General features: G+C 74.1%; 11 protein-coding genes. 5 read left to right on the top strand and 6 right to left on the bottom strand.

Features of this window, described 5'->3' with window-relative positions:
* Window positions 1-3: 3 nt before the first annotated feature.
* Window positions 4-480 carry a DUF2721 domain-containing protein gene (locus D3273_RS15960; RefSeq protein ID WP_129227882.1) on the bottom strand — a complete coding sequence of 159 codons (477 nt, stop codon included), beginning with the start codon at window positions 478-480 and terminating at the stop codon, window positions 4-6.
* Between the two features lie 198 nt (window positions 481-678).
* Here D3273_RS15960 and D3273_RS15955 point away from each other — a divergent pair, with 198 nt between their 5' ends.
* Window positions 679-1,194, top strand: coding sequence for a CsbD family protein (locus D3273_RS15955; RefSeq protein WP_129227881.1), 516 nt, complete (start codon window positions 679-681; stop codon window positions 1,192-1,194).
* 485 nt (window positions 1,195-1,679) lie between these two features.
* Here the strand turns inward: D3273_RS15955 and D3273_RS15950 are convergent, their stop codons facing one another.
* Window positions 1,680-3,698: a potassium transporter Kup gene (locus D3273_RS15950; protein WP_165359519.1), complete on the bottom strand. Its 2,019-nt coding sequence runs from the start codon at window positions 3,696-3,698 to the stop codon at window positions 1,680-1,682.
* 273 nt (window positions 3,699-3,971) lie between these two features.
* Between D3273_RS15950 and hrpB the strand changes: the two genes are divergently transcribed.
* Window positions 3,972-6,452: an ATP-dependent helicase HrpB gene (gene hrpB / locus D3273_RS15945; protein ID WP_129227880.1), complete on the top strand. Its 2,481-nt coding sequence runs from the start codon at window positions 3,972-3,974 to the stop codon at window positions 6,450-6,452.
* A 52-nt stretch (window positions 6,453-6,504) separates the two neighbouring features.
* On the opposite strand, the gene D3273_RS15940 is transcribed toward hrpB, so the two are convergent.
* The 4 genes from D3273_RS15940 to D3273_RS15925 all read right to left on the bottom strand — a co-directional run bounded on the left by D3273_RS15940 (window position 6,505) and on the right by D3273_RS15925 (window position 11,223).
* On the bottom strand, window positions 6,505-8,112 hold the full coding sequence (locus D3273_RS15940; RefSeq protein WP_129227879.1) for a DUF7401 domain-containing protein: 1,608 nt from the start codon (window positions 8,110-8,112) through the stop codon (window positions 6,505-6,507).
* A gap of 10 nt (window positions 8,113-8,122) precedes the next feature.
* Entirely contained in the window at window positions 8,123-8,992 is an 870-nt protein-coding gene (locus D3273_RS15935; protein WP_129227878.1) for a protein-methionine-sulfoxide reductase heme-binding subunit MsrQ, read from the bottom strand.
* Window positions 8,993-9,114: 122 nt separating this feature from the next.
* Window positions 9,115-9,456 (bottom strand): cupin domain-containing protein, encoded by a 342-nt coding sequence (locus D3273_RS15930; RefSeq protein ID WP_129227877.1) that lies wholly within the window; start codon window positions 9,454-9,456, stop codon window positions 9,115-9,117.
* 99 nt (window positions 9,457-9,555) lie between these two features.
* The gene (locus tag D3273_RS15925; RefSeq protein WP_129227876.1) at window positions 9,556-11,223 is read right to left on the bottom strand and encodes a hypothetical protein; all 1,668 of its coding nucleotides are present in this window, start codon (window positions 11,221-11,223) and stop codon (window positions 9,556-9,558) included.
* Window positions 11,224-11,472: 249 nt separating this feature from the next.
* Between D3273_RS15925 and D3273_RS15920 the strand changes: the two genes are divergently transcribed.
* The 3 genes from D3273_RS15920 (at window position 11,473) to D3273_RS15910 (ending at window position 14,480) form a co-directional block, all read left to right on the top strand.
* On the top strand, window positions 11,473-12,423 hold the full coding sequence (locus D3273_RS15920; RefSeq protein WP_129227875.1) for an acetyl-CoA carboxylase carboxyltransferase subunit alpha: 951 nt from the start codon (window positions 11,473-11,475) through the stop codon (window positions 12,421-12,423).
* 59 nt (window positions 12,424-12,482) lie between these two features.
* Complete coding sequence (locus tag D3273_RS15915; protein ID WP_129227874.1) at window positions 12,483-12,869, top strand: hypothetical protein; 387 nt, start codon at window positions 12,483-12,485, stop codon at window positions 12,867-12,869.
* Between the two features lie 189 nt (window positions 12,870-13,058).
* Entirely contained in the window at window positions 13,059-14,480 is a 1,422-nt protein-coding gene (locus tag D3273_RS15910) for a L,D-transpeptidase family protein (RefSeq protein ID WP_129227873.1), read from the top strand.
* The last annotated feature ends 33 nt before the right edge of the window (window positions 14,481-14,513 follow it).

Here is a 14,513-nt window from a genome sequence, read left to right as displayed (position 1 = left end):
ACTTCACCGCTCGGCGTCGCGCTCGCCGCGCGCGATGCGCAGGCGGACGAGGCGGCTCGCCATCACCATCTCCACCGTGAAGGCGCAGAGCGCCGCGATGGTGCAGGCGATCGCCAGCCCGAAGAAGCCGTAGAGCGCCGAAGCCGCCACGCCGTCGTGGAGCGCCCCGTAGAACAGGGTCAGCACGGCCGCGCAGGTCGCCGAGCCGCCGACGGCGCCCAGGATCACCGCCACGTCGAGCGCGCGGGAGCGCAGGCGCAGCCGGTCGAGCCGGTGGCCCATGGCCGCCTTGTCGCTGTCGGACGCCTTGGCGACCGTTTCGGCGATCCGGTCGACCTGGTCGGCCACGCGGGCGAGGCGCGTCGAGAAGACGTTGATCAGCGTGCCGATGCCGCTGAGCAGGAACACCGGCGTCAGCGCCACTTGGATGATGTGGGCGACGTCGTCGAGCTTGGTGAAGGCGGGCGGTGACAGGGGCATCGACGCTGGGCGGGTCCGATCGGGGAAGCGGCTCGGCTCCTTAGAGGCCGCCCCGCCGGGCGGCAAGGGTTCCGGTCCCGATGCCGGCGCGCGCCCGTGCCGGCCCGTCCGGGGGCGGCGGACGCCGCGCGCCTGCGACAGTTGGAACCTCCGCCCCGTCCGGGGGTTCGGATGCAGGATCCAACAGGGAGAGACGACATGGACACCGATCGCATCACCGGCGCCGCCAAGGAACTCGGCGGCAAGGTCCAGGGCGCCGTCGGCAGCGCCACCGGCGACAAGAGCACCGAGGCCGAGGGCAAGGCCCGGGAAGTCGGCGGCAACGTCCAGAACGCCTACGGCCAGGCCAAGGATGCCGTGAAGGACGCCGCGTCCAACGCCGCCGATGCCGCCAAGGACGCCTACAACAATGCCGGCTCCTACACGTCCAAGGCGCAGGACGCCGTGAAGGGTGCCGCCGGCACCGCGTCCGACACCGTCAAGGACGCCTACAACAACCCGGACCGCTTCGTCGGCGGCGCGCGTGACGCCGTGCAGAACGCCGCCGGCGCCGCCCAGGGCTACGCCCAGGACGCGTACAACAATTCGAGCGACTATTACCGCCAGGGCGTCGACACCGTGACCCACAAGGTCGAGGAAAACCCGCTCGTGGCCCTGCTCATCGCCGGCGCCGTCGGCTACGGCCTGGCGCTGCTGATCCACGGCCGCAGCTGATCCACGGCGGCCCGCCACGACGGGCCGCCGCCGAGCCGATGCCGCGTCCAGAACGGCCCGGGACCTCCGTCCCGGGCCGTTCTGCGTCGGGGGCGACATGGCCGAAGTTTAACCTGCCGGCCCGATTTGGACCCCAATGGGCCGGCAGTGTCCGCCCCGACCCGCCCCTCGCCGGAACGATCCGCGACGGGACGCATTGACCGGTTCGAAGGTCACGGCCGCCGCGGCAGGGCGGCCGGAAAGGAGACGAGATGATCACCCATTTCCGGCTCGGCCTCATCGCGGTCGCGTGGATCCTGGTTCAGGCCGTCCTGGTGGCGGACGTCATCTACAGGGTGTCGCAGTCCTGAGCGCCCCGGCGGCTCGCCGCCGTACCGATGCGAAAAGACCCGGAACGAGGGGCCTCGTTCCGGGTCTTTTCGCATCGCGGCCCGGGCTGCCGATGCCGCCCGGGCGAGACCGCCGGCGCCCACCAGGGGACGGCGTCAGACCGACACCTGGGCGCCCAGTTCCACCACCCGGTCCGACGGGATCGAGAAGAAGTCCGTCGCGGTCGCGGCCTGCTTCGACAGCGCGATGAACAGGTGGTCCTGCCATTTCGGCATGAAGGAATGGCTCGACGCCTTCAGGGTGCGCCGCCCGAGGAAGAAGGACGTCGTCATGATGTCGAACTTCAGCCCGGCCTTGCGCAGGGTCGCCAGCGCGGCCGGCATGCGCGGGATCTCCATGTAGCCGTAGCTCAGCGTGATGGCGGTGAAGCTGTCCGACATCGGCTCGATCTTGTAGCGGTTGGCCGGCGACACGCGCGGCGCGTCCACGGTCTTCACCGACATGATGACGATGCGGTCGTGCAGCACCTTGTTGTGCTTCAGGTTGTGCATCAGCGACGAGGGCGCGATCTCGGGGTCGCTCGTCAGGAAGATGGCGGTGCCCGGCACGCGGACGGGCTTGCTCTTCGCCAGCATGGCGATGAGGCCGCGCGTCGAGATCGAGTCGCGATGCGTCTTGGCGGCGAGAAGCGCCGTGCCGCGCACCCAGGTCCACATCAGCAGCATGGACATCGACGCCAGCAGCAGCGGCACCCAGCCGCCGTCCAGCACCTTGGCGAAGTTGGCGAGCAGGAACGCCACGTCGATGCACAGGAAGAAGCCGATGAAGGGCACCGCCCACAGCTTCGGCCAGCGCCACATCTTCGTCACCACGAAATATGCCAGCGAGGTCGTCACCACCATCGTGCCCGTCACGGCGATGCCGTAGGCGTTGGCCAGCGCATCCGACGACTTGAACAGGAACACCAGGAGCAGCACGCCGACCAGCATCATGCGGTTGGCGCGGGGCACGAAGATCTGCCCTTCCGTGGTTTCGGAGGTGTGAAGGATCTCCATGCGGGGCAGCAGCCCCATCTGGATGGCCTGACGGATCAACGAGAAGGCGCCGGTGATCACCGCCTGGCTGGCGATCACGGTGGCGAGCGTCGACAGGATCACGAAGGGGATCAGCGCCCAGTTCGGGACCATGAGGTAGAACGGGTCCTTCACGGCGGCGGGGTCGTGGATCACCAGGGCGCCCTGGCCGAGGTAGTTCAGCAGCAGTGCCGGCAGCACGAAGGAGATCCAGGCGACCTGGATGGGCTTGCGGCCGAAATGGCCCATGTCGGCGTAGAGGGCTTCGGCCCCCGTGACGGCCAGGAACACCAGGCCGAGCGTGACGAAGCCCGTGGCACCGTTGCCGAACAGGAAGCGCACGCCGTGCCACGGGTTGAAGGCGTTCAGCACCACCGGCGCGTCGGCGATGTGGATCACGCCGAGGAAGCCGATCAGCCCGAAGAAGACCACCATCACGGGGCCGAAGAAGGTCGCCACCTTGGCGGTGCCGGAGCGCTGCACCGAGAACAGGGCGATGAGGATCACCACCGTGATGGGCAGGATGTAGGGGACGAGGCTCGCCTGCGCGACGCCGAGGCCTTCGACGGCGGACAGCACCGAGATGGCCGGCGTGATGATGGCGTCGCCCGAGAACAGCGCCGCTCCCATCACGCCGAGCAGAAACACCGCCCCGCCGCGCTTGCCCAGCGCGTGCTGGGCCAGCGCCATCAGCGACAGCGTCCCGCCCTCGCCCTTGTTGTCGGCCCGCATCAGAAAAAGGACGTATTTCGCCGTCACCGTGATGAGCAAGGCCCAGATCAGCAGCGAGATGATGCCGATCACCTCGCCCTGCGACACCGCCTCGGTCCCGTTGTGCTGCAGCGCGGTCTTCAGCGCGTAGAGCGGGCTCGTGCCGATGTCGCCGTAGACCACGCCGACGGAGCCCAGCGTCAGCTTCGCGAAGCTGTCCTTGGCGTGGGTGTGGGCGGAGGTCGCCGGATGCGCCGCGGCCGGGTCGGCGGCCACGCCCGTGCCCGCCGCGGGATCGGCGCCCGGCGCGGGCGCCGCCGCGGCGACGGGTTTGTCGCCCGCGGGCGAGGGGGCGGGGGGAGAAGCCTCGCCGACTGTTTCCTGCGACATCATCGTGCCTTCGACGGCGACCTGGTGGGGCGCCGCGGGAATGGGGGCTTCGCCGGTCGGCCCGTGCGGGGACGGGACGGGCCTGCGAAGCGGGACGCCCATTCCAGCGGGAACCCGTTCACGCCGCGGCAGGGATGCCGAAGCGCCCCCCAGATAGCCCTTATCCCCGATGGGGAGAAGGGGGCCGCCAGGATGCCGCACGATGGCAGCCATGTTGCGATGCATCACGAGGCCCGCTAAGCCGTGCCGCCCCCAAAACCCGCCAGTCCGCCCATGACCCGCCTGCCCATCGACGACGCCCTGCCGGACCTCCTGGCCGCGCTGCGCCAGCGCTCCTCCGCCGTGCTGGTCGCGCCGCCGGGCGCCGGGAAGACGACCCGCGTGCCGTTGGCCCTGCTCGACGAGCCCTGGACGGCGGGCGGCCGCATCCTGCTGCTCGAACCGCGCCGCCTGGCGGCGCGCGCCGCCGCCGAACGCATGTCGGCGACGCTGGGGGACGCGCTCGGCGGCACCGTCGGGCTGAAGGCGCGGTTCGACACCGCCGTGTCGGCCCGCACCCGCATCGAGGTCGTCACCGAGGGCGTGTTCACCCGCACGGTGCTGGACGACCCGGAACTGCGCGGGGTCGCGGCGGTGATCTTCGACGAATACCACGAGCGCTCGCTCGACGCCGATGCCGGCCTCGCGCTGGCGCTCGACGTGCAGGGCGCCTTCAGGCCGGACCTGCGGGTGCTGGTAATGTCGGCCACGCTCGACGGCGCGCGGGTGGCGGGCCTGCTCGACGGCGCGCCGGTCGTCGAATCGCGGGGCCGCGCCTTTCCGGTCGACACGCGCTGGATCCCGCGCGACCCGGACGCGCGCGTCGAGGACGCGGTGGCGGACGCGGTGGTGCGGGCGTTGCGGTCCGAGCCCGGCTCCGTGCTGGCCTTCCTGCCCGGGCAGGGCGAGATCGCCCGGACGGCGACCCTGCTCGCCGGCCGGCTGAAGGCTGGCGAGGCCGAACTGGCGCCCCTCTACGGCGCGCTCGACCGCGCCGCGCAGGACCGCGCCGTGCGCCCGTCGCCGGCCGGCACCCGCAAGGTCGTGCTGGCCACCTCCATCGCCGAATCGTCGCTCACCATCGAGGGCATCCGGGTCGTGGTGGATTCCGGCCTCGCCCGGGTGCCGCGCTACGAGCCCGACCTCGGGCTGACGCGGCTCGAAACCGTGCGGGTGTCGCGCGCCTCGGCCGACCAGCGCCGGGGCCGCGCCGGCCGCACGGAGCCCGGCACCTGCTACCGCCTGTGGGCCGAGGCGGCCGACGGCGCCATGCCGCCCTTCGCACGGCCCGAGATGCTGGATGCCGACCTGAGCGGCCTCGTCCTCGACCTCGCCACCTGGGGCGTGGCCGAGCCCGGAACGCTGCGCTGGCTCGACCCTCCGCCCGTCCCCGCCGTGGCGGAAGCCAAGAAGCTGCTGCGCGGCATCGGCGCGCTCGATCCCGACGGCGCCGTGACGGCGGAAGGGCGAAGTCTGGCCCGCATCGCCGCGCCCCCGCGGGTGGCCCGCATGGTGGTGGAGGCCGCGCGGCGCGGCGCGGCCGGGCTCGGCGGCGAGGTCGCGGCGCTGCTGGTCGAGCGCGGCCTGGGCGGCACGGGCGCCGACGCGGCCGACAGGCTGGAGCGGTGGCGCCGCGACCGCTCGCCGAAATCCGAGAACGCCCGCGGCCTCGCCCGCAGGTTCGCCAAGGCCGGCCGTGCCGCCGCGGGCGGGGCGGCCGCCGGCGCCGAGCCGTCGCCCGGCGCCGTGCTGGCCCTGGCCTTCCCGGACCGCATCGCCAAGGCCCGCGGCAAGCCGGGCGAGTTCCTGCTCGCCAACGGCCGGGCGGCCTCGGTCGAGCCGCACGACCCGCTGGCGCGCGCGCCCTTCCTCGCCGTGGGCGAGCTCGCCGGCCGGGCGTCGAGCACCCGCATCCTGCTGGCCGCCGCGCTGGGGACCGATGAATTCGACGCCGTGGCGGGCGGAGCCGTCCGCACCGCGGACGAGCTGTCCTTCGACCCCGCCCGCGCGGCGTTGTCGGCCCGGCGGACGACGCGGCTCGGCGCCATCCTGCTCGGCGAAAGCAACCTGCCGCTGCCGGGCGACGACGCGGCCGCGCTGGTCCTGGCCGACGGCATCGGGCGGCTCGGCATCGACCGGCTGCCGTGGTCGAAGGCGCTGTCGCAGTGGCGGGACCGCGTGGCTTTCCTGCGCGCCGCGGCCCTGCAGACGGGCGACGGCGAGCCCTGGCCCGACCTGTCGGACGCGGCGCTGCGGGACACGGTCGCGGATTGGCTCGCCCCCTACCTGCTCGGGATGGCGGGCCTGCGCGACGTCGGCGCCGACGCGCTGGGCCTCGCGCTCGACGGCCTGCTCGACCGCGCGCTGCACCGCCGGCTCGACACGGAAGCGCCGACCCATTTCGAAGCGCCGACCGGGTCGCGCGTGCCGGTCGACTATGCGGCGGAGGGCGGTCCCGCCATCGCGGTTCGGGTGCAGGAGCTGTTCGGCCTGTCGCGCCACCCGGCGCTGGCGGGGGGGCGCGTGCCGCTGACGCTGCAGCTGCTGTCGCCCGCGCACCGGCCCATCCAGATCACCCGCGACCTGCCCGGGTTCTGGCGCGGCTCGTGGGGCGCGGTGCGCTCGGAGATGCGCGGGCGCTACCCGCGGCACCCGTGGCCGGAAGACCCCGCCGCCGCCGCGCCAACGATGCGGGCGAAGCCGCGCGGGACGTGACGCCGAGCCGGTCTCTTCCGGCGGGGTCCCGGGCGGGGCCCTGCCGGCCCGTTCACCCTCGCCGCAGCCGCCGCGCTTCCACGGTGCCGTCCGCGATGGCGCGCAGCAGCGGCACCTCGGCGGCCGGCCGCTCGCCGAGGAGCGCCGCCGCGGCGAGCGCGAAGCGCGTCGCTTCCTCGCGGGCGTCGGCGTCGGCGGTGATCAGCGCCATCCAGGCCAGCATCTCCCCCCAGCGGCGGCGGCGCGGCGCCACCACCCGGTCCAGCACGAGGTCGACGCGGCGGACCTTCGACAGGCCCTTGCGGCCGAGCAGCGCTTCGTCGACAGCCGCGTCGTCCTCGAACCAGCTCCCCATGAATCCGTAGCGCGCCGGCCAGGATGCCGCGTCGGCCAGCACGTCGGCGTCCTCCGCTTCGCCGTCCGCCTCGCCCAACGCCGACGCCACGACGTCCTCGGGCCGCGCGGCTTCGGGGTTGACGGTGCCGAGGCCCAGCGCTTCGACGGCGTCGAGCGCGCCGAAGGGCGGCGGGACGCCCTCGACGTTCAGGCTCAGCATGTGGGCGAGCAGCAGCCGCAGCGTGGCGGGCGACACCGGCACGAGGTCGATCTCGCCCGCCACGCGGTCGAGCTGCGCCCGCGCGTCGGTGCGGGTCATGTTGCGGTGCACCCAGGCGTCGCGCACGCCGTGGCCGAGCTTGAACAGCACGGACGCGACGGCGTGGCGCTTGCCGGTCCGCACCAGCGCGAAGACGCTGGCGGCGCCCGACCCGTCGAAGCCCGAGATGCGGAGGTCCTCGACGACCGGCGGCGACAGGGGCGTGGGCTCGGCGCCCTTGCGCCGCGCGGCCCGGACCGCGGCGTCGACGCCGGGCCGCGCCGCCGCCGGCAGCCAGTTGCGCACCGCCACGAGGCGGCGCAGCGTCGTGCCGCCGAGCCGGCCGACCGCCGCTTCCTCGGACAGCGACTGGCACAGCGCGGGGGCGACGCCGGGCTCCGGGTCGAACAGCCACCCCAGCGCCGCGTCGCGGACGGGATCGGACTCGGACGCCAGCATGAAGCTCGCCATGGCGAGGCGGTGGTCGACCGGGAAGGACGAGGCCGTTTCGGCCAGCTCGCCGTGGATCGCGAAGGCGTCGTCGCCGAGCTCGTGGGCGAGCTCGACGAGGTGGCGCTCCATGTCGAGGTCGCCCGTGCCGTCCTCGGCGGCCTCGTCGGACTGCTCGTCGAGCATGTCGCCCATGGCGCCGCGCAGCTCCTCGCCGATGTCGAGCTTGGCCACGGCGAACTGCTTGGTCAGCAGCATCAGCACGGCCGGATCGGCCTGGTCGGAGCGCGCTTCGCGCACGAGGCGGCCCCGCACGGCGTCGAGCATGGCGGAAGCGTCGGGATCCTGGCGCTCGACGCCGTAGCGCAGGGTTTCGAGCGCCTGGCCGCACATGAAGGCGAGGGCGGCGACGAGGTGGGCATCCGGCCGGCGCCGGCGCGCTTCGCGGCCAATCAGCCCGACGATCTCCAGCGTCGCCTGCGGCATGGCGGCCAGCGCGTCGCCGACCGCCCCGGCGGTTTCGCCGTTGTGGCCGGCCCGCATCTCGTCCGCCACGGCGGAGCCGAGCTTCAGCAGGGCGGCGCGCTGCGCGGCCCGGTCCATGCGGGGGGGCATCAGGGGCTCCTCATTCGGCCGCGGCCCGGACCGGCCGGGCGGCGCGCGGGCGGCGCGACCAGAGCGGGCGCGCGACGCGCAGCGCCACGACGGCGAGGCCGGCGATCAGCACGAGCCACACCGGGCGCAGCCCGTCGTCGAAGGACAGGTCGGCGGCGAAGACGTCCGCCACCGCGACGCCGTTGCGGGCGTGATACCACGCGGCCTCGAAGAGCGCCGTCACGGCCGGGACGGCGACCGCCAGGGCGACGAGGGCGGGCAGGCTTTCGCCGCGCTTCGCGCGCTGCAGCACGCGCCACCCCATCAGCCACAGGAACAGTCCCGCCAGCAGCAGCGGCCCGCTCACGTCGAGCTTGGACTGCAGCATGTCGTGCAGCAGCGCCAGGATGCCGATGGGATAGGCGAGGGCGTGCAGCCGGTTCCAGCGCGCCGGGCCGATGCGCCGGATCATGGCGTCCGTGGACGTGGCGCCGAGCGCCGACAGGCCCAGCAGCGCCACGAAGCCGACCGTCAAGTAGAACCGCAGCGCGATCTCGCTCGCCACATGGACGAGGTCGCCCCGCTGCTGGACGATGTAGAGGGCGAAATGGCCCAGCACGTAGAACAGCACCGCCACGCCGAGCATGCGGCGGACCGCGATGAGCTTGTTCCACCCCCCGATGCGCCGCAGCGGCGACACGGCCAGGGACACGAGCAGGATGCGCAGGGCCCACACCCCCGACTCGTGGATGACGGACTTGACCGCGTCGGCCTTCAGCCAGCCGAGGTCGTACTGCACGGCGATCCACACCGCCGGCGCGAACAGGGCCGCGAAGACGGCGAGCTTCAAGGGCGACAGTCGGCCCGAGCGGTCCAGCCAGGGAAGGAAACGCGCCTGCATCGATGGTCGCTCGGGTTCACGGGGCCAATGATGCAAGTTTGGTGCGCGACCGCGTCGCCATCAAGGCGACGCGGCGAACGGCGCCTCGGCCCGCGTCCGAACGGCGGAGCCTTCCGCGGGCGTCAGACCGCGTCGCGGCCGTGCGATTCGGCCGGCGGCGCGGTCGCCTCGACGGCGGTGAGGGTTTCCAGGATGCGGTAGGTGTGGGCCGCCCCCTTCGGCACCACCCAGGAAGATCCCTTCTCGAGGACGGTGGTCTTGCCCTCGATCTCCAGCTCGGCGCGGCCGGAAACGACGTAGCCCACCGTCTCGTAGTCGCGGCGGACGGGCTCCTTGGTGGCGCCGGTGGGCTCGCCTTCCCACAGCCGCATGGACAGCGACCGTCCGCTGGCGAGGTACTTCTGGCCCTCCGGGCCTTCGGGCGCCGACGCCGCCTCGACCTTCGTCCCGCTGGAATCCGCCATGGCCTGGTCTCCGATGCCGCGCGACGGCACCGATCGCCCCCGCAACGGCCATCCAACGCCCGCGCGCGGGGAACGTTGCCGACGGGGCTGCGGGGCGCGTCAGGCGCCGACGCGGCGGCGATGGGGCTCGATGCTGCCGCGGAGCCCGAGGCGCGACGCCGTCGCTTCCGCGGCGGGCCGCCGGCGCGGAAGCGACGGCGCCCGGGCCGGCGCCGCCGGCTCGATCAGCACGGCACCGCAGGCGCGGCCCCCGCCGCCCAGCGCCAGGGCCGCGGCCGACAGGGCTTCGGCGGTCGCCTCGGCGGGGGCGGCAAGGAGCAGGAGGTCGGCGCTCGTCGCCAAAGTCGCGGCATCGTCGCCCACGAGCACGATCGTGTCGAAGGCGTCCAGCCCGCGCAGCCGCGCCGTCCCGGGCCTGGCTGCGGCGGCCATCGCGGCTTCCGCTTCGCCGGCATCGCTCGGCAGCAGCCCCACCGGCGCCCCCGCGGGCCCGAGCCGGTACAGCGTGCGCGTCGTCCCAGCGGCCTCGACCAGGACCGGGGCCGCCGCCGGGGGGACGAAGGTGCCGCGCAGGCGGCCCGCGGCGCGCGCTTCCATCAGCAGCGGGCGACGGCCGTCCGCCGCCGCCGCCAGCGCCAGGGCGAGGGCCGCGGCGTCGGCGTCGGCCCCGGGCAGGCCCGCGGCCGGCGCCACCAGCACGGTCATGCGGGCCGCCGCCGCGGCGCCGAAGCCCGTGCGCAGTGCGGCATGCAGCTCCGCCGCCCCCGTGGTCCCGCCGCCCGGCGCCGCGAAGGCGGCGGACAGCGCTTCGGCCGAGCGCGGCAGCGCCAGGCGGCGCAGGACCGGAACGGGATCGGCCGGAGCCGCGCCGTCGGCGCCGTCGGCGTCCACCGCCGGAGCGGCGACCTCGGCCGCCGGGGTCGCCAGCGCGGGTTCGAGGCGGGGCATCGCGGCCGGCGCGGCACGCGGCCGGCGCAGGAGCCGGAACGCCGCCCAGGCGGCCAGAAGGGCGGTGGCCGCCGCCGCCGCGAGCCCGGCGGCGAGGATGGACCACAGGTGGTGCGCCGGCGCGGCTGCCCGGGTCTGCGGCGCTTCGGCGGCCACCCGGCGCTCGGCGGGCGCGGGCGGCAGCGACAGCGGCGAACTGGTCCGGGCGGCGGGGCGGGGCGGGGCCGCGACGCTGCCGGTGGCATCGGCCGCGGCAACCGCGGCCGAAGCCGCCGCGACGTGGGCGGTCGCGCCGGGGGCGTGGTCGGCTGCCGCGGCGTGGGCGGTCGCGCCGGGAGCGTGCTCGGCTGCCGCGACGGCCGCACGGGCCCCCGCGGCGTCGCGCTCGGCCGAGGCCAGGGCCTTGCGGGTGCCGTCGAGGAGCTGGGCGCGGAGGCCGGCCATCACCTCCTCGGTTGCCAGCAGGGTGGGGTGCCGGTCCCCGAGGGTGGCGCGGAAGCCGGCGGCCCGCCGCTGCGCATCGGCGTAGTCGGAGCGCAGGGCAGCCAGGCCGAAGGTGCGGTCGACCTCCGGCATGGGGTCGGTGAGGTGGCCGGGGGCGAGCTCGCGCTTGAGGTCCTCGACCGCCGCAGCGGCGCGGGCCGCGCGGTCCCGTGCCGTCGGCAGGGCGGCGTTCCGCGCGGCGTCGCCGTCGGCGAGCGACGCCCCGCCGCCCATCGGGAGCGGATCGGCCCGGGCGGGCGACGCCGCCGCGGCGGCGGCCAGCGCCGCCAGGAGCACGGGGGCGGCGAGCCGGAAGGGTGCGGGGTGGGGCTGCATGGGGTGCTGTCTCGTCCGGCGGCCGGAAGGGCTTTCACCGCACGTTAAGGACGAATCGTTACCAGTCCTTCACCTCGCGTTCCGCCGCGTGCCGCCTTGACGAGCGTGGTCCGAGCCGTCACGGTCCCGCGCTTTCCGCCGGGGCCCTTCCCGGCCCGGCCCGAGCGGGCTCCCCCGAACCCGCTCGCCGTCCCAAGCCTGGCAGCCGCTTCCCGCCGCCCGGCACCGTCCCGCGAGTCCCCGGATCCCATGCGCCTCTACCTCGATTTCGAAAAGCCGGTCGCCGAGATCGAGGCCAAGATCGAGGAGCTCCGGCAGGTCGCCAGCAACGAGGACGCCATCCCGATCGGCGACGAGCTGACGCGGCTGGAGGTCAAGGCCGCCCAGGCCCTGGCCGAGCTCTACAAGACGCTGACGCCCTGGCAGAAGACCCAGGTGGCCCGCCACCCGCAGCGGCCGCACTTTTCCGACTATTGCCGCAGCCTTATGACCGACTTCACCCCCCTCGCGGGCGACCGCGCCTTCGGCGAGGACGAAGCCATCGTCGGCGGGCTCGGGCGATTCCGCGGCCGGTCGATCTGCCTCATCGGGCAGGAGAAGGGGTCGGACACCGACAGCCGCATCCGGCACAACTTCGGCATGGCCAAGCCCGAAGGCTACCGCAAGGCGGTCCGGCTGATGGAGCTGGCCGACCGGTTCGGCCTGCCGGTGGTGTCGCTGGTCGACACGGCGGGCGCCTTTCCGGGCATCGAGGCGGAGGAGCGCGGCCAGGCCGAGGCCATCGCGCGCTCCACCCAGACCTGCCTCGAGCTCGGCGTCCCCAACGTGGCGGTGATCATCGGCGAGGGCGGCTCGGGGGGCGCCATCGCGATCGCGGCCGCCAACGCCGTGATCATGATGGAACACGCCATCTACAGCGTGATCTCGCCCGAAGGCGCGGCCTCGATCCTGTGGCGAGACCCCGCCCGGGCCCAGGACGCCGCCACCTCCATGAAGATCACCGCGCAGGACCTGCTGCGCTTCGCCATCATCGATTCCGTCGTCGAGGAGCCCGCCGGCGGCGCCCACAGCGACCCCGAGGCCGCCATCGCGGCGGCCGGCGACGCCGTCGAGGAGGCGCTGGGCGGCTTCGACGGCTGGTCGCGCGAGCAGATCCAGGCGGCGCGGGCCGACAAGTTCCTGGCCATCGGCCGGCGCTGAAGGACCGTCCCGGTGCCGCACCCCTTGCGCCGGGACGCCGGGGCGGGGACAGTCGGGCCATGCCGCTGCACCCGCTCGCCATCGACCGCTTCGCGTCCGCCCTCCTCGACGACATGGTCCCGGGGGACTGGACCACGATGAGGGACGTCGTGTCCGACCTCGTCGCCGCCTTCCGCGGCCAGCGCGAGCGCGGGCGGACGGACGTGCAGCCCGGCCCCGATGCTCGCGAGGTGGTGGGCGACCTTATCGCCAAGATGGACGCCCCGCCCGTCGGCTCGGCCCTGCAGGCGCGCCTCTGGACCCTGTCCGACCGCCCGAAGCACCGGGCGGAAGGCGAAGCCTGGCTCGACGCGAACCCCGAGGCGGCGGCGGAAGCGGACGGCCAGTTCGACGACGACAACCTGCGCTTCGTGGCCGAAGGCCCGCTGACGGACGACCCCGCCTGACGCGCCGCGCGCGCGGAGGTCCGCCGGAGTCACCGCGAAGCCGCATTTCGGCGCGAAATGCATCCGGCCGCCTGGAACTTTTCGGGATCGACCCGCGCGGGTTGCGGTAACGGGGGCTTAAGCCTTAAAACGGCATCCGTTGGTCCGGCATACATCCGACCAGGGACGCGAGCAGTGGACATCGGCGACATGCGGGCAGGACGCGCGTTCAAGTTCCTCGGCCGCTTCGCCCTCCTGGCGGTCGGCGCGGCCCTGTTGGCGGGCTGCGAGGAGGACCTGGGCGTGTCCAGCAACGCGCGCGCCTATTCCCCCATCCCGCAGGCGACGCTGGAATCGATGTCCGCCAAGGGCACGACCAAGAACGCCCCCGTGCTGATCCGCGCCTTCAAGAAGGAAGCGGAGCTCGAAGTCTGGAAGCAGGGGGCGGACGGCCGCTACGTCTTCCTGAAGAGCTTCCCGATGTGCCGCTGGTCCGGCCAGCTCGGCCCCAAGGTGCGCGAAGGCGACCGGCAGGTGCCGGAAGGGTTCTACACGGTCACGCCGGGCTCGATGAACCCGAACTCGGCCTATTACCTGTCGTTCAACGTGGGCTATCCGAACGCCTACGACCGCGCCTGGGGCCGCACGGGCGGCTCCATCATGGTGCACGGCATCTGCTCCTCGGCGGGCTGCTTCTCCATGACGGACGGGCAGATCGAGGAAATCTACGCCATCATGCGGGAAGCCTTCGCGGGCGGGCAGCACGCGGTGCAGATGCAGAGCTTCCCGTTCCGCATGACGGCCGAGAACATGGCCAAGGCCCGGCTCGACCCCAACATCGCCTTCTGGCGTGAGCTGAAGAAGGGCGCCGACGAGTTCGAGGTGACCCGGATGCAGACGCCGGTCGGCGTGTGCAACAAGCATTACGTCTTCGCCAAGGCGAAGGGCGGCGCGAGCTTCGACGCCGAATCGGCCTGCCCGCCGCTCGACCTCGACAACGAGGTGCTGCGCGCCGTCACCGACAAGGAGGCCCGGGACGAGGGCGAGGTGAAAAAGCTCGTCGCCCAGGGCGTGAAGCCGGTCCGCATCGTGTACCAGGACGGGGGGCAGAACCCCGCCTTCGCGCATCGCTTCGCCGAGGTCAGCCGCCCCGACGCCATCGCGACCGCGCCGACCGAGTTCGTGCTCGACGACGCCCCCAAGGCCAAGCCGGTGGCGCTGCAGATCGCCGCCGCCCGCAAGGCCGTGGGGGACGGGTTGGGGAAGCCCGAGCCCGTGGTGGCCCTCGCCGCCGCCATCCCCGCCAAGCCGCCCGCCAAGGGCGCCAAGCCGGTGCTGGCCGCGTCCGCCGGCCGGACCGACAAGGCCGACACCAAGCCCGACGACGTGACCGGCACGGTCCCGGCCGCCTTCGCGGCGGCCCCCTCGGCCTACGCCAAGGACGAGCCGAAGAGCGCCACGCGGTCGTTCTTCGATCGCGTCATGGGCAGCGCCGAAGTCCCCGCGCCGGATGCGGCGCCCGCCGCCCAGGCCGCGGCCCCGGCCGCCGCCAAGCCCGGCCCGCAGGCCTCGGCGGCCAGGAAGCCCGGCCTCGACGCCAGCGCGGTGGCGCTGTCGCCCGCGGGCGAGTGAAGCGCGGACCGCGAAGCGACGCCGGGGGCTCCG

Source organism: Lichenibacterium minor (genome assembly GCF_004137685.1).
In the GTDB taxonomy this organism is placed as follows: domain Bacteria; phylum Pseudomonadota; class Alphaproteobacteria; order Rhizobiales; family Beijerinckiaceae; genus Lichenihabitans; species Lichenihabitans minor.
This window is presented reverse-complemented; position numbering and strand designations above follow the sequence as displayed.

Coding starts and splice junctions, on each gene's coding strand:
- D3273_RS15960 (WP_129227882.1), bottom strand. CDS start 480: ATGCCCCTGTCACCGCCCGCCTTCACCAAGCTCGACGACGTCGCCCAC.
- D3273_RS15955 (WP_129227881.1), top strand. CDS start 679: ATGGACACCGATCGCATCACCGGCGCCGCCAAGGAACTCGGCGGCAAG.
- D3273_RS15950 (WP_165359519.1), bottom strand. CDS start 3,698: ATGTCGCAGGAAACAGTCGGCGAGGCTTCTCCCCCCGCCCCCTCGCCC.
- hrpB (WP_129227880.1), top strand. CDS start 3,972: ATGACCCGCCTGCCCATCGACGACGCCCTGCCGGACCTCCTGGCCGCG.
- D3273_RS15940 (WP_129227879.1), bottom strand. CDS start 8,112: ATGCCCCCCCGCATGGACCGGGCCGCGCAGCGCGCCGCCCTGCTGAAG.
- D3273_RS15935 (WP_129227878.1), bottom strand. CDS start 8,992: ATGCAGGCGCGTTTCCTTCCCTGGCTGGACCGCTCGGGCCGACTGTCG.
- D3273_RS15930 (WP_129227877.1), bottom strand. CDS start 9,456: ATGGCGGATTCCAGCGGGACGAAGGTCGAGGCGGCGTCGGCGCCCGAA.
- D3273_RS15925 (WP_129227876.1), bottom strand. CDS start 11,223: ATGCAGCCCCACCCCGCACCCTTCCGGCTCGCCGCCCCCGTGCTCCTG.
- D3273_RS15920 (WP_129227875.1), top strand. CDS start 11,473: ATGCGCCTCTACCTCGATTTCGAAAAGCCGGTCGCCGAGATCGAGGCC.
- D3273_RS15915 (WP_129227874.1), top strand. CDS start 12,483: ATGCCGCTGCACCCGCTCGCCATCGACCGCTTCGCGTCCGCCCTCCTC.
- D3273_RS15910 (WP_129227873.1), top strand. CDS start 13,059: ATGCGGGCAGGACGCGCGTTCAAGTTCCTCGGCCGCTTCGCCCTCCTG.